General features: G+C 71.4%; 12 protein-coding genes. 10 read left to right on the forward strand and 2 right to left on the reverse strand.

The features are described from left to right. Positions 1–27 precede the first annotated feature (27 nt). Positions 28–1,047 carry a TRM11 family SAM-dependent methyltransferase gene (locus tag ACWCSD_RS34235; protein ID WP_397160878.1) on the reverse strand — a complete coding sequence of 340 codons (1,020 nt, stop codon included), beginning with the start codon at positions 1,045–1,047 and terminating at the stop codon, positions 28–30. A 102-nt stretch (positions 1,048–1,149) separates the two neighbouring features. On the opposite strand from ACWCSD_RS34235, the gene ACWCSD_RS34240 reads away from it, so the two are divergent. The 8 genes from ACWCSD_RS34240 to ACWCSD_RS34275 all read left to right on the forward strand — a co-directional run bounded on the left by ACWCSD_RS34240 (position 1,150) and on the right by ACWCSD_RS34275 (position 10,295). Next, positions 1,150–2,076 (forward strand): bifunctional riboflavin kinase/FAD synthetase, encoded by a 927-nt coding sequence (locus ACWCSD_RS34240; RefSeq protein ID WP_449921143.1) that lies wholly within the window; start codon positions 1,150–1,152, stop codon positions 2,074–2,076. Positions 2,077–2,266: 190 nt separating this feature from the next. Continuing rightward, positions 2,267–2,536, forward strand: a complete 270-nt coding sequence (rpsO, locus tag ACWCSD_RS34245) for a 30S ribosomal protein S15 (protein ID WP_090945762.1) — start codon at positions 2,267–2,269, stop codon at positions 2,534–2,536. Between the two features lie 395 nt (positions 2,537–2,931). Continuing rightward, positions 2,932–5,268: a polyribonucleotide nucleotidyltransferase gene (locus tag ACWCSD_RS34250; RefSeq protein ID WP_358298420.1), complete on the forward strand. Its 2,337-nt coding sequence runs from the start codon at positions 2,932–2,934 to the stop codon at positions 5,266–5,268. 46 nt (positions 5,269–5,314) lie between these two features. Next, positions 5,315–6,622 carry a M16 family metallopeptidase gene (locus ACWCSD_RS34255; protein ID WP_397214680.1) on the forward strand — a complete coding sequence of 436 codons (1,308 nt, stop codon included), beginning with the start codon at positions 5,315–5,317 and terminating at the stop codon, positions 6,620–6,622. A gap of 114 nt (positions 6,623–6,736) precedes the next feature. Further along, the gene (dapB, locus tag ACWCSD_RS34260; RefSeq protein WP_357988077.1) at positions 6,737–7,474 is read left to right on the forward strand and encodes a 4-hydroxy-tetrahydrodipicolinate reductase; all 738 of its coding nucleotides are present in this window, start codon (positions 6,737–6,739) and stop codon (positions 7,472–7,474) included. A 146-nt stretch (positions 7,475–7,620) separates the two neighbouring features. Then, positions 7,621–8,094, forward strand: coding sequence for a GNAT family N-acetyltransferase (locus ACWCSD_RS34265; protein ID WP_358298416.1), 474 nt, complete (start codon positions 7,621–7,623; stop codon positions 8,092–8,094). Between the two features lie 9 nt (positions 8,095–8,103). After that, positions 8,104–8,766 carry a TenA family protein gene (locus ACWCSD_RS34270; RefSeq protein ID WP_352320742.1) on the forward strand — a complete coding sequence of 221 codons (663 nt, stop codon included), beginning with the start codon at positions 8,104–8,106 and terminating at the stop codon, positions 8,764–8,766. Continuing rightward, positions 8,757–10,295 (forward strand): PucR family transcriptional regulator, encoded by a 1,539-nt coding sequence (locus ACWCSD_RS34275; RefSeq protein WP_387682067.1) that lies wholly within the window; start codon positions 8,757–8,759, stop codon positions 10,293–10,295. Before ACWCSD_RS34270 ends, ACWCSD_RS34275 begins: the two co-directional genes overlap by 10 nt. On the opposite strand, the gene ACWCSD_RS34280 is transcribed toward ACWCSD_RS34275, so the two are convergent. Further along, on the reverse strand, positions 10,282–10,518 hold the full coding sequence (locus ACWCSD_RS34280) for a glutaredoxin domain-containing protein (protein ID WP_397359587.1): 237 nt from the start codon (positions 10,516–10,518) through the stop codon (positions 10,282–10,284). The two genes, ACWCSD_RS34275 and ACWCSD_RS34280, sit on opposite strands and share 14 nt — an antisense overlap. Positions 10,519–10,648: 130 nt before the next feature. On the opposite strand from ACWCSD_RS34280, the gene ACWCSD_RS34285 reads away from it, so the two are divergent. Both ACWCSD_RS34285 and ACWCSD_RS34290 read left to right on the forward strand, forming a co-directional pair. Further along, on the forward strand, positions 10,649–12,271 hold the full coding sequence (locus tag ACWCSD_RS34285) for an ABC transporter substrate-binding protein (RefSeq protein ID WP_397160865.1): 1,623 nt from the start codon (positions 10,649–10,651) through the stop codon (positions 12,269–12,271). Further along, positions 12,271–13,290 (forward strand): hypothetical protein (locus ACWCSD_RS34290; RefSeq protein WP_449921150.1); only part of this gene is annotated, 1,020 nt, incomplete at its 3' end. The genes ACWCSD_RS34285 and ACWCSD_RS34290, both read left to right, overlap by 1 nt.

Here is a 13,290-nt window from a genome sequence, read left to right on the forward strand (position 1 = left end):
TGCGGGCTGAGGCGCGGCCTTCGCTCGTCAGGCGGGTTTGCGGGCGACCAGGATGTCGCGGACGATCGCCTGGTCGACCCAGTGCTCGAAGTCGGGGTAGTCCATGACCTCCAGGCCCGCGCCGGTGAGGATCGCGGCCAGCTCGGCGCTCTTGCCGCCGTAGGTGTTCCAGGAGATGCCCATCGCGCCGCCGGGGCGCAGCAGCTCGGCCCAGACCGGCACGGCCTGCCGCAGCAGCTCCAGCGGGCTGCGGGACAGGCCGCCGCCGCCCTTGCTGCCGTGCTGGACGCCGTAGGGGGCGTCGGTCACGACGACGTCGAACGTGCGGGGCTTGAAGAACTCGCGGCTCTTGAGCGTGTCGGCGTTGACCACCGCCAGCTGCTGTACGTCGCCCGCCTTGACGGCCTCCTTCGACAGCCCGAACGTGACGTTGAGCCGCCGCCCCACCAGCGCCCGCGCCCGCCGCACCGGCACGATCTCGGCGGTGTGCTTGAGCCGCTTGTTGCGCAGCCAGGTCTTGATGAACGTCGTGTACGCCTCGAAGTCCTTGCCGTCGACGTCGAGGCCGTAGGCGTCGTAGCCGTACATGAGGGCCTGGTTGAGGGTGGTGCCGCGGCCGCACATCGGGTCGAACACCGACAACCTCCCGGACATGGGCCGGTCGGAGGCGAGCACGGTGACGTTGAGCAGCAGCTTGGTGAAGTGCTCGTTGGTCTTGCCGGCGTACTTCTGGATGGTCAGCAGGTCGCTGCTCAGCCGGTCGAGGGGGCGCATGGCCAGCGGGCGCAGCAGGTCGCCCTCGACGCCGAAGACCGCGTAGACGGAGGACAGGTTGGACAGCAGCGCGACGTCGGACTCGGACAGCGGCTCGGCGGTCTCGAACGTGATGTACGGGACGCCGCCGATGGTGGTCTCCGCGCTGTCCAGCACGGTGTTCTCGATGGCGTGGTCGCTGAAGACGGCCAGCTCGCCCCTGGTCAGACGTGGGGAGCTCTCGCCGTAGACCCGGTTGAAGGCGGGCAGGATCAGGAGCGCGTATCGAGGCATGATGGCTCATCCTACTTGCGGGAATACCGCGCTCCGCCCCTCGATTGGAGGTGAGCGGGAGGTGCATGGCAGGCTTGTGTCGGATTGATCTGCCACGAACGAATGGGGCCTAGCGTGCGGGGTTCGAGAAGGTCTGTGGTGACCATCGGCGTGTACGACGGGGTCCATCGCGGGCATCGCAAGGTGATCGAGCGGACGGTCGAGCTGGCCCGCGAGCGGGGGGCGCGCAGCGTGGCGGTCACGTTCGAGCCGCATCCCGACGAGGTGGTGCGGCCGGGCACCCGGCGGGCGCGGCTGACCACGCTCAAGCGGCGCGCCGAGCTGCTGGCCGAGCTGGGCATCGACGACGTCGAGGTGGTGGAGTTCACCCTCGACCTGTCCAGGACGAGCCCCGACGACTTCGCCCAGGGCGTGCTGAGCGAGCGCCTCGGGGCGGCGGTGGTCGTGGTGGGTGCGGACTTCACGTTCGGGCACCACGCCGCCGGCGACGTCGAGACGCTGCGCACGCTGGGCGACAAGTACGACTTCGAGGTCGAGGTGGTGCCCCTGCTCGACGGCGTCTCCTCGTCCTCCGCGCGCGAGCTGATCGTCGCCGGTGACGTCGAGGGCGCCGCGGCCGAGCTGGGCCGTCCCCATCGGGTGGAGGGCGTGGTGGTGCGCGGCTACCAGCGCGGGCGGCAGCTCGGCTTCCCGACCGCCAACGTCGAGACGCCGCAGCAGACGGCCATCCCGGCCGACGGGGTCTACGCGGGGTGGCTGGAGTGCGTCCCGGTGGCCAACCTGCCCGCGCCGTACGAGGGCGAGCGGTGGCCGGCGGCGATCTCGGTGGGCACGAACCCGACGTTCGAGGGCGTGCCGCGTACCGTGGAGGCGTACGCGCTCGACCGCGACGACCTGGAGCTCTACGGGGTGCACGTGGCGGTGGAGTTCGCCGCCCGGCTGAGGGGCAACACCCGTTTCGAGTCGATCGAGGCGCTGATCGACCAGATCCACGCCGACGTCGACGCCGCCCGCCGCATCACGTCGTGACGCCGGCCGCGGCGGGCGCGGAACGTTCGCGGGCGCGAAACGCTTGACTCCGATGGTAACCTTGCATGTCGGCTCTGTAACGGTGGCGCTGCTGCGCTGCCCATGACGGCCTTCACGCGGCGACTGTAGGCACGCACGGTCGTTCGCACTCTCATCTCATTCGCGCGTGTCCGTAGATCGAAGGAGAGCCGTGTCCCTCGACACCGCTGCCAAGAAGACCATCATCAGTGAGTACGCGACGGCCGAAGGCGACACCGGTTCGCCCGAGGTGCAGATCGCGCTGCTCAGCAAGCGCATCAGCGAGCTCACCGAGCACCTGAAGACGCACAAGCACGACCACCACAGCCGTCGTGGCCTGCTTCTGCTCGTCGGTCGCCGGCGTCGTCTGCTGAAGTACCTGCAGAAGGTCGACATCCAGCGTTACCGTTCGCTCATCGAGCGACTCGGTCTGCGCCGATAGCATGAAAGGGAGCGGCGCCCGGCGCCGCTCCCTTCTCATATGGCTCCGCCCATGTGGGTAGGAGCACACACGACCGGCGCGTCGTGGCGGCGAGCCGCCGCGCCGTCGGCGTACAACTGAATATCCGAGACACACAGCCCCCGCGTCCGATTCAGCACCATGCGACCCGCGACGCCTGCGGGCCGGTCCTCGGTAGTGGCTTCCGGTAAGAACGACCGGGCGCTTCGATCGAAGACCGGCGCTGCACCTTCTATGGGGGACACGCTGACGGATCGCCGCCACCGTGCCACCGGGCACGACGGATGGGCGGCCGTCTGACGAGCGGGTCCCTTCATAGGCACGAGGGTGCCGGTGAGAAAAGAGGGCGCGGGTGACCGACCACAAGGAGGTCCCCCGTGGAGGGTGTCCACACCGCTGAAGCCGTCATTGACAACGGCTCTTTCGGCACGCGCACGGTCCGGTTCGAGACCGGTCGTCTCGCGCGCCAGGCGGCGGGTTCCGCCGTCGCCTATCTCGACAACGACACGATGGTGCTCTCGGCCACCACCGCGTCCAAGGCTCCCAAGGAGAACTTCGACTTCTTCCCGCTCACGGTCGACGTCGAGGAGCGCATGTACGCCGCGGGCCGCATCCCCGGCTCGTTCTTCCGCCGTGAGGGCCGTCCGTCCGAGGACGCGATCCTGACCTGCCGCCTGATCGACCGGCCGCTGCGCCCGTCGTTCGTCAAGGGCCTGCGCAACGAGATCCAGGTCGTCGCCACGGTCATGGCGCTCAACCCCGACCACCTCTACGACGTGGTCGCCATCAACGCCGCCTCGCTGTCCACGCAGCTCGCCGGGCTGCCGTTCTCCGGCCCGATCGGCGGCGTGCGGGTCGCGCTGATCGAGGGCCAGTGGGTGGCCTTCCCGACGCACCCCGAGCTGGAGCGGGCCACGTTCGACATGGTCGTGGCGGGCCGCCTGCTCGACGACGGCGACGTCGCGATCATGATGGTCGAGGCCGAGTCCACCAAGGACACGCTCAAGCTGGTCGCCGACGGCGCGGTCGCGCCGACCGAGGAGACCGTCGCGCAGGGCCTTGAGGCCGCCAAGCCGTTCATCAAGGTGCTGTGCGAGGCGCAGTCCCGCATCGCGCAGGTCGCCGCCAAGGAGACCGCCGAGTACCCGGTCTTCCTCGACTACCAGGACGACGTCTACAACGCGGTCGAGGCCGCGATCAAGACCGAGCTGGCCGCCGCGCTGACCATCGCCGGCAAGCAGGAGCGCGAGACCGAGCTCGACAAGGTCAAGGCGCTGGCCGCCGAGCGGCTGCTGCCCGAGTTCGAGGGGCGCGAGAAGGAGATCTCCGCCGCGTTCCGCTCGGTGATGAAGAAGCTCATGCGCGAGCGGGTCGTCAAGGAGGGCGTCCGCATCGACGGCCGCGGCACCAAGGACATCCGCGCCCTGTCGGCCGAGGTCCACGTGGTGCCCCGGGTGCACGGCTCGGCCCTGTTCGAGCGCGGCGAGACCCAGATCCTGGGCATCACCACGCTGAACATGCTGCGCATGGAGCAGAACATCGACACGCTCAACCCCGAGCGGACCAAGCGCTACATGCACAACTACAACTTCCCGCCGTACTCCACCGGTGAGACGGGCCGCGTGGGCTCGCCCAAGCGCCGCGAGATCGGTCACGGCGCGCTGGCCGAGCGGGCGCTCATCCCGGTGCTGCCCTCGCGCGAGGAGTTCCCGTACGCCATCCGCCAGGTCTCCGAGGCCCTCGGCTCCAACGGCTCCACCTCGATGGGCTCGGTCTGCGCGTCCACGATGGCGCTGCTGGACGCCGGTGTGCCGCTCAGGGAGATGGTCGCCGGCATCGCGATGGGCCTGATCAGCGAGGGCGGCAGCTACGTCACGCTGACCGACATCCTCGGCGCCGAGGACGCCATGGGCGACATGGACTTCAAGGTCGCCGGCACCAAGGACGTCATCACCGCCCTGCAGCTCGACACCAAGCTCGACGGCATCCCCGCCTCCGTGCTGGCCGCCGCGCTGAAGCAGGCCAAGGGCGCCCGCCTGGCGATCCTCGACGTGATGCAGGAGGCGATCGACTCCCCGGCGGAGATGAACCCGACCGCGCCGCGCATCATCACGATCAAGGTCCCGGTCGACAAGATCGGCGAGGTCATCGGCCCGAAGGGCAAGATGATCAACCAGATCCAGGACGACACGGGCGCCGAGATCACCATCGAGGACGACGGCACGATCTACATCGGCGCCACCGACGGGCCCTCCGCCGAGGCGGCCCGTTCGGCGATCAACGGCATCGCGAACCCGCACATGCCCGAGGTCGGCGAGCGTTACCTGGGCACGGTCGTCAAGATCGCGGCCTTCGGCGCGTTCGTCTCGCTCATGCCCGGCAAGGACGGCCTGCTGCACGTCTCCCAGATCCGCAAGCTGCACGGCGGCAAGCGCATCGAGAACGTCGAGGACGTCATGGGCGTCGGCGAGAAGATCCAGGTCGAGATCGCCGAGATCGACGGCCGGGGCAAGCTCTCCCTCGTGCCCGTCGAGGTCATCGAGAAGGAGGCCGCCGAGAAGGAGGCCAAGGCCGCGGCCGGCGCCGAGGACGGCGAGGCTCCCGCGCCCGAGGCCGACTCCGCCGCCGCCGAGGACAAGCCGGAGCGGCCGCGCCGCACCCGGACCCGCGTGCGCACCAGCCGCCCCAACGAGGGCGACGACCGCAACTCGTGACCGGGCAACCACAGTTCTCGGCACCCCCGAAGCAGGAGGCCTCGTGATGACCACCACGCTGCACCCCGGCAAGGACGGAGCCGGGGTCGTCAGGCGCACCGTCCTGCCGGGCGGGCTCCGTGTGGTGACCGAGACCATGCCGACCGTGCGTAGCGTCGCGGTCGGCATGTGGGTCGGCATCGGCTCGCGTGACGAGGCCCCCGAGCACATGGGGGCCACCCACTTCCTCGAACACCTGCTGTTCAAGGGCACGCCCACGCGGGACGCGATGGAGATCTCGGCCTCCATCGAGGGCATCGGCGGCGAGATCAACGCCTTCACCGCCAAGGAGTACACCTGCTACTACGCGCGGGTCCTCGACGAGGACCTGCCCGTGGCGGTCGACGTGCTCGCCGACGTGGTGACCAGCTCGCTGATCACCGAGGAGGACGTCGAGTCCGAGCGCGGGGTGATCCTGGAAGAGATCGCCATGCACGACGACGACCCGTCCGACGTGGTGCACGAGCAGTTCGCCGCCGCGCTCTACGGCGACTCGCCGATCGGCCGGCCCATCCTGGGCACGGTCGACTCGATCAACGCCCTGGGCCAGGAGCGCATCGCCGAGTACTACCACCGGTACTACCGGCCGCGTACGACGGTGGTGTCGGTGGCGGGGAACGTGCGGCACGAGGAGGTCGTCGAGCTGGTCGCCCGCGCGTACGAGCGGGCGGGCGCGCTGGAGGGCCCCTACGAGTTCGCCCCGCCGCGCACCAGCGGTCCGGGCGCCGAGACCCGTTCCGGGGTCAGGGTGCTGGACCGGCCGACCGAGCAGGCCAACCTGGTGCTCGGCACGACCGGCATGTCCCGCACCGACGACCGCAGGTTCGCGCTCGGCGTGCTCAACGCCGCGCTCGGCGGCGGCATGTCCTCCCGGCTCTTCCAGGAGATCAGGGAGAAGCGCGGGCTGGCCTACTCGGCCTACAGCTACACCTCGGCCTACGCCGACACCGGGCAGTTCGGGATCTACGTGGGCTGCCTGCCCTCGAAGATCGACGACGTGCTCAAGATCTGCCGCGACGAGGTGTCCCGGGTGGTGGCCGAAGGCATCACCGCCGACGAGATCATGCGCGGCAAGGGGCAGATGCGCGGCGGGCTGGTGCTCGGGCTGGAGGACACCGGGTCGCGCATGTCGCGGATCGGGAAGAACGAGCTGGTCTACGACGAGCTGATGTCGGTCGACGAGGTGCTGGCCCGGATCGAGGCGGTCACCCCCGACGAGATCGGGGAGGTCGCCCGTGACGTCCTGAGCCGGCCGCTCACGCTGGCCGTCATCGGGCCGTACGGGGACAAGGACTTCTCGGAGGCCATCGCCTGACCGGGTTCGCCCCGGCCGGGGTCGTTGTGGAGGGGGAGAGCGGGATTCCGCTCTCCCCCTTCTCGGTTCGGGGGGTGCTTGGGAGGGGGTGGCGGGCGTAATAGGGTTGGGGGCGTGATCAGGGTTGGTGTGCTGGGCGCGCGTGGTCGCGTGGGCGTCGAGGTGTGCAAGGCGGTCGAGGCTGCGGACGACCTGGAGCTGGTGGCCGCGCTCGACAAGGACGATCCCGTCGAGGGGCTCGAAGGCGCCGAGGTGGTGGTCGACTTCACCCATCCCGACGTGGTCATGGGCAACCTGGAATGGGCCATCGCCCACGGCGTGCACCCGGTGGTGGGCACCACGGGGTTCGACGCCGGTCGGCTGGAGACCGTGCGCGGGTGGCTGGAGCGCTCGCCGGGCGTCAACTGCCTGATCGCCCCCAACTTCGGCATCGCGGCGGTGCTCATGATGCACTTCGCGCAGCAGGCGGCCCGCCACTTCGAGTCCGTCGAGATCATCGAACTGCACCACCCGAACAAGGCCGACGCCCCTTCGGGCACCGCCCGGCGTACCGCTGAGCTGGTGGCCGAGGCGCGCGGCAAGGCCGGGCTCGGCGGGATGCCCGACGCCACCAGCACCGCCCTCGACGGCGCCCGCGGCGCCGACGTCGGCGGGGTGCACGTGCACGCGGTGCGCCTGTCCGGGCTGATCGCCCACCAGGAGGTGCTGCTCGGCGGCGACGGCGAGATCCTCACCATCCGGCACGACACGATGAGCAGGTCGGCGTTCACGCCGGGCGTGCTGCTGGGCGTGCGCCGGGTGCGCGAGCTGCCCGGCCTCACCGTGGGCCTGGAGCCCCTGCTCGACCTGTGACCGCTGCACGACGTGCCCATGACCGCATGTGACAGCGGTCATGGGCACGTCGTGAGGAGAGGGTCCCGGCTCCGCACAGCCGGGCCTACGATCATCAACACTAATACCAGCGGCGTGGTCCACCCGAAACATGAGACCGTGTCGTCATGGTGCGATGGGCCGACCCGGGCGAGCTGGCCGGGCTGATCTCTGTGGAACTGGCCGCCGACAAGCTGTTCGAGCAGGCCGGCATAGTCTTCCCGGCGGGCACGACGATGGTCGAGGACGTCACGGACGCGACCTCGGTGCTGGTCGAAGGCGACCCGCCGGCCGGGTTCGCGCTGATCGGCCGGGTCGACGGCAACCTGCATCTCGACCAGCTCGCGGTGCACCCCGACCACATGCGGCAGGGCATCGGCGGGCGGCTGGTGGAGGCGGTGGCCGACCACGCGCGGGCGGTCGGGGCGCCGGCGGTCACGCTGACGACGTTCCGCGACGTGCCCTGGAACGCCCCCTGGTACGAGCGGCACGGCTTCGCGGTGCTGCCCGAGGCCGAGTGGGGGCCGGAGCTGCGGGCGCTGGTGGAACACGAGCGCGAGCTGGGCATCGAGGTGGCGCCGCGGGTCGTGATGCGCCGATAGCCTGGGCGGGTGAGCCGGTTTCGTGATGAGTTGTGGCAGGTCGTCGGCGGTGTGTACGACCAGATCCTGGCCCACCCGTTCCTGTCGGGGCTGACCGACGGATCCCTGCCGCGGGAGGCGTTCCGCCACTACGTGGTGCAGGAGGCGCACTTCCTGCCCGACTACGCCAGGGCGCTGGCGGCGTGCGCGGCGCGTTCGCCGGAGCCGTCCGGCGTGCAGCGCTTCGCCCGCGACGCCGCCATGACCGTCGAGGTGGAGCACAGCCTGGTGGTGGAGCTGCTGGCCGCGTTCGGGCTGGACGAGGCCGACGCGCGCAAGACGCCCGCCGGGCCCACGACGGTCGGGTACACCTCGTACCTGGTGCGCACGTGCTCGCTGGGCACGTTCCCGGAGGCGCTGGGCGCGATCGTGCCCTGTTACTGGATCTACGCCCGGGTCGGCGAGACCCTGCTCGGCCGGTCCTCTCCGGACCCGCTCTACGCCTGGTGGATCGACACCTACGGCGGCGAGGGCTACCAGGAGACCGTGGCGGGAGTGCTCGACCTGCTGGACGGGCTGGCGCCGGCCGGCGAGGAGCGGCTGCGGCTGCTCGACCGCGCGCTCACCACCGCCCGCTACGAGTGGATGTTCTGGGACGCGGCCTGGCGCCGGGAAGGCTGGCCATGCGGCTGAGGGACCTCCTCCAGGCCGGCCAGCTCGCCCTGAAGGTGCTGACCGGGCACGACCTGCTCGACCGGCGCGTACGCGGCGTCGCCACGACCGACCTGCCCGACCCGGCCATGTTCGTCAAGGCGGGCGAGCTGGTGCTCACCGAGCTGACCTGGCACACCGGCCCGGCCTCCTCGCGCGACTTCGTCGCCAAGCTCGGGGACGTGGCGGCGCTGGTCGCCGGCACCGCGCTCAAGGTGCCGCCGGCCGACCTGATCGACGCCTGCGCCGAGGCCGGGCTGCCGCTGCTCACGCTGCCGGTGGACGTGCCGTTCAGCCAGGTCACCGAGCACGTCCTGCGGGCCCTGATCGCCGAGCTGGGCACGCCGCCGCGGCCCGCGTACGCCGCCCGCAGGCGGCTGGCCAGCACCCTGGTCGACGGCGGCAGCCTCACCAAGCTCGTCACGGCGGTGGCGGGCGAGCTGGACGTGCCCTGCTGGGTGCTCTCGCCCACGGGCCGGGTGGTCGTCGGCTCCCAGCCGCTGGACGCCGCGGCCCGGCTGCGGCTGGCGCACACGTTCCTGACCGCCCGTTTTCTGCCCGGGATGGTGACGCAGGAGGACGGCACGGCGCTGTCGGTGTTCCCGGTCAGCAAGGGGGCGCCGCACCGCATCGCCAACTGGTTCCTGGCGTACGCGGGGGAGCAGGTGCAGGGCGAGAACGAGGACCTGGTCGTCGAGCTGGCCGCGCTGGTGGCGCTGGAGCGCTCGCGGCTGGAGGCGGCGCAGCGCATCGAGCGGCGGGTGCTCGACCAGCTCCTGACGCTGCTGGAGTCGGGCGACGCGGCGCTGCCCGGCGTGGTGTCGCGGCTGCACACGCTGCACGTGGAGACCGAGCACGGCCTGCTGGCCGTCGCCCTGTCGGCGCGGCTCGACGACGGTGGCGGCGGCGAGGTCGCCGTGCCCGTGCTGGACGAGCTGCTGCGGCCGCTGGCGCCCGGCATCGTCACGGCCACCGGCCCCGCCGAGGCGGTCGCGCTCGTCCCGCTGGCGGGCAACACGGCCGACGAGCTGACGGCCCACGTGCTCCAGGGCGCGCGCACCCTGGAGGCGGGGCTCGGTCAGGGCCGCATCACGCTCGGGGTGAGCAGCGTGACGACCGGCCCGGCGGCGCTGAGCAGCCTGATCGAGGAGGCCAGGCACGCGCTCACGCTGGCCGGCCTGAGCGGCGACAGGGTCAGCGTGATCACCGGCGACGACGTCAGCTCCCATCGCACGCTGCTGGCCGCCATCCCGGGGGAGCTGCGCCGGGCGTTCCGGTCGCGGCTGCTGGGGCGGCTGGAGTCGTACGACGCGGCCAACCAGACGGACCTGCTGGAGACGTTGCAGGCGTACCTGGAGGAGTCGGGCTCATGGGCGGCCACGGCCGAGCGCCTGCACGTGCACGTCAACACGCTGCGCTACCGGCTGCGCCGGATCGAGGAGCTGACCGGCAGGTCGCTCAACTCCTGGGACGAGCGGGTCGACTTCATGCTGGCCCTCAGGATGCGCTGAGCCGCGCCCGCACCTCCTCCACGCCCGGGTTGACCAGGGCGGATCCGTCCGGGAAGACGACCGTGGGGATGAGCCAGGAGCCGCCGTTGAGCTCGGCGATGAGGTCGACGGCGCCGGGGGTCTCGTCCACGTCGATCTCGGTGTACGGGATGTCGGCGCGGGACAGCTGCGCCTTCAGCCGGTGGCAGTGACCGCACCAGGGAGCGCTGTACACGGTGATCATGTATTTCCGATTCGTTAGGTGGGTTTGACTCGTGGCGCAGGCGCCGAATACTCTCATGTGCCAACTGGAGTTTACCGGTAGACACTGCAGCTAGGCGGGTTGACCGGTCGTGTGAAAGTAGGGTCCCCCGGTGACCGATCTGCCTGTCTCCCGGCGTTCTGTCCTGCGGTCCGCCGCCTTCGCGGGGGCGCTCGCCGTGCTGCCCGGCCTGCTGTCGGCGTGCGGGCCGGCCGAGCAGGAGGCGGGGACGGCCGCCAAGAAGAGCCTCGACGTCCTGCGCGTCGCGCTGCCCTCCTCCATCGGGTCGCTGGACGCGGCCAAGGAGGCGGGCATCATGAACTACGTCGTGGCCCTCCTCGTGCAGGAGTCCCTGGTCGGCGTCGGCCCGGACGGCAGCCTCCAGCCGTCCCTGGCCGAGTCCTGGGCCAGGAAGGACGCCACCACCTACGTCTACAAGCTGCGCCCCGGCGTGACCTTCTCCGACGGCAGCCCGCTCACCGCCGCCGACGTGGTCGCCAGCCTGAACCTGCACGCCAAGAAGGGCTCGACCACCGCCTTCGCCTACGCCTACGCCAACGTGGACACGATCGAGGCCACCGGCGACGCCGAGGTGACGATCAAGCTCAAGAGCCCCGACGCGGCCTTCGCGTGGGTGCCGACGCCCGGCACGCTGCTGGTGACCAGCTCGAAGTTCATCGAGGCCACCGGCGAGCGCATCGGCACGCCGGAGGGCAAGCTGCTCGGGACGGGGCCGTACAAGGTGGCCGAGTTCGCCCCCGACTCGCACGTCACGCTGGACCGCAACGACGCCTACCGGGGCGGCAAGCCGGCCTTCCGGCAGATCAGGATCGACTTCATCCCCGAGGAGTCCACCCGGCTGCTGGCCATGCGCGGCGACAACGTGGACGTCGCGCTCAACGTGCCCGCCGAGCAGATCGACCAGTGGAAGGCGGTGCCCGGCGCGCAGGTGCTGACCGCCGCCGACCGCTCGCTGGTCACGCTGGCCTTCAACACGGCCAAGAAGCCCTGGGACGACGTGCACGTGCGCCGGGCCGTCGCCCACGCCGTGGACCGCGAGGGCATCGTCAGGAGCGTGCTGCGCGGCCACGGCAAGGTCGCCACCGCCGTCCCGGACCCGGCCCAGTGGGGCGGCGTGCTGGACGAGGCCGAGGTCACCGCCCTGTACGCGGCCATCCCCCAGTACGGCTTCGACCTGGCCCAGGCCAAGGCAGAGCTGGCGAAGTCGGCCACGCCGCAGGGGTTCGCCGACACGCTCACGTACCCGAGCAGCGGCCCGCAGCTCGGGCGGGCGGCGCTCACCCTGGCCGAGAACCTCAAGACCATCGGCATCACGCTGGAGGTCAAGGAGGTGCCGCTCGAACAGTGGATCGCCGACCTCGGCAAGCACGGCTCCGGCGTCTACCTCGGCTGGTACTTCGCCACCACCGGCGACCCCGCCGAGTACGTCCAGCAGCTCCTGCACGGCGGCGCCACCGGCGAGAACGGCACCAACATCGCCGAGTACGACAACGCCGAGGTGACCGGCCTGCTGGACCAGGCCAAGGCGGGCACCGACGACGCCGCCCGGGGCAAGCTGCTCGGCCAGGCGCTGGTCAGGGCGGCGGCGGACGTGCCGTACCAGCCGCTGTGGTGGGGCGAGGCGGCCACCGCGTTCGGCAGGGCGGTCACCGCCGAGGGCTTCGGGCCCTACTTCTTCGTCGGCCCGTGGGCGACGAAGGTGGCCGCACGCTGATGACCGACCCTATTCAAGTGCATCAGGCGCTGGCCGGGATGCGCTATCCCGAGTCGGTGTCGCTGCACCCCGGCGGCGACCGCGTCGCCTGCGTGATCGACGGCGTCGCGTACGTCGTCGGGCTCGACGGCGCCATGGAGGCCGCGGGCGACTGCCACGGCCCGGTCCGCTGGCTGCCCGACGGGCGGCTGCTGCGCACGCCGTCGCCGTCCGAGCTGGCCGTCGAGGGCTGGCGGGCCCGCGTGGACGGCGAGATCGAGGACCTGATCCCCGGCGACGACGGGACCGTCCTGGTCCGGCTGGCCGACCCCGGCAGCGAGCGCGACGGCAGCCATCTGGGCCTGCGCGTGCACGACCCGTCCGACCCCTTCGTCCTGACGCCGGGCGGCCGGCTGCGCCGCCTGGCCTGGTTCGAGATCGGCGACGACCGCCCGCGCGAGCTCGCGCTGCCCGGCCTGACCGTGTGGGACGCCGACTGGCGCGGACGCCGAGCCCTGGCCGTGACCTCGGAAGACGAGACGCCCGCCGGGTACTACCGGCCCCGGCTCGACCTGGTCGAGGACGGCGAGGTGCGCACGTTGCACCGCACGTCCTGGCAGCTCGCCCGGCCCCGGCTGGCCCCGGGCGGACGGGCCGCCGTGGTGGTCGAGGGGCTGTCGATCGTCTCGGGCCGCGTCCTGCGGGCCGACCTGGTCACGGGGGAGGTCGCCTACCTGGGCGACCTGGACGACGTCACCGACCTCGGCTGGCTGGACGACGACACCCTGTGGTTCACCGGCTGGTCGGGCACCGGCGTGCACGGCGGGGTGCTCAGCGCCGCCGACGGCCGCGTCCTGAGCCGCTGGACGGCCCGGGGAACGCTGGGCGGCCGCGACGGCCAGCCCTCGCTGTCCGTGGACCGCGCCGGCACGGTGGCCGCGGCCTGCTGGGAGAGCCCCGAGCAGCCGCCCGAGGTCGCCGTGGCCGTCCTGCGGGAAGGCGACTGGCGTGCGGTCACCGCGCTCAACGCCGGGCTGGCC

The organism is Nonomuraea sp. NPDC001684 (assembly GCF_053596515.1).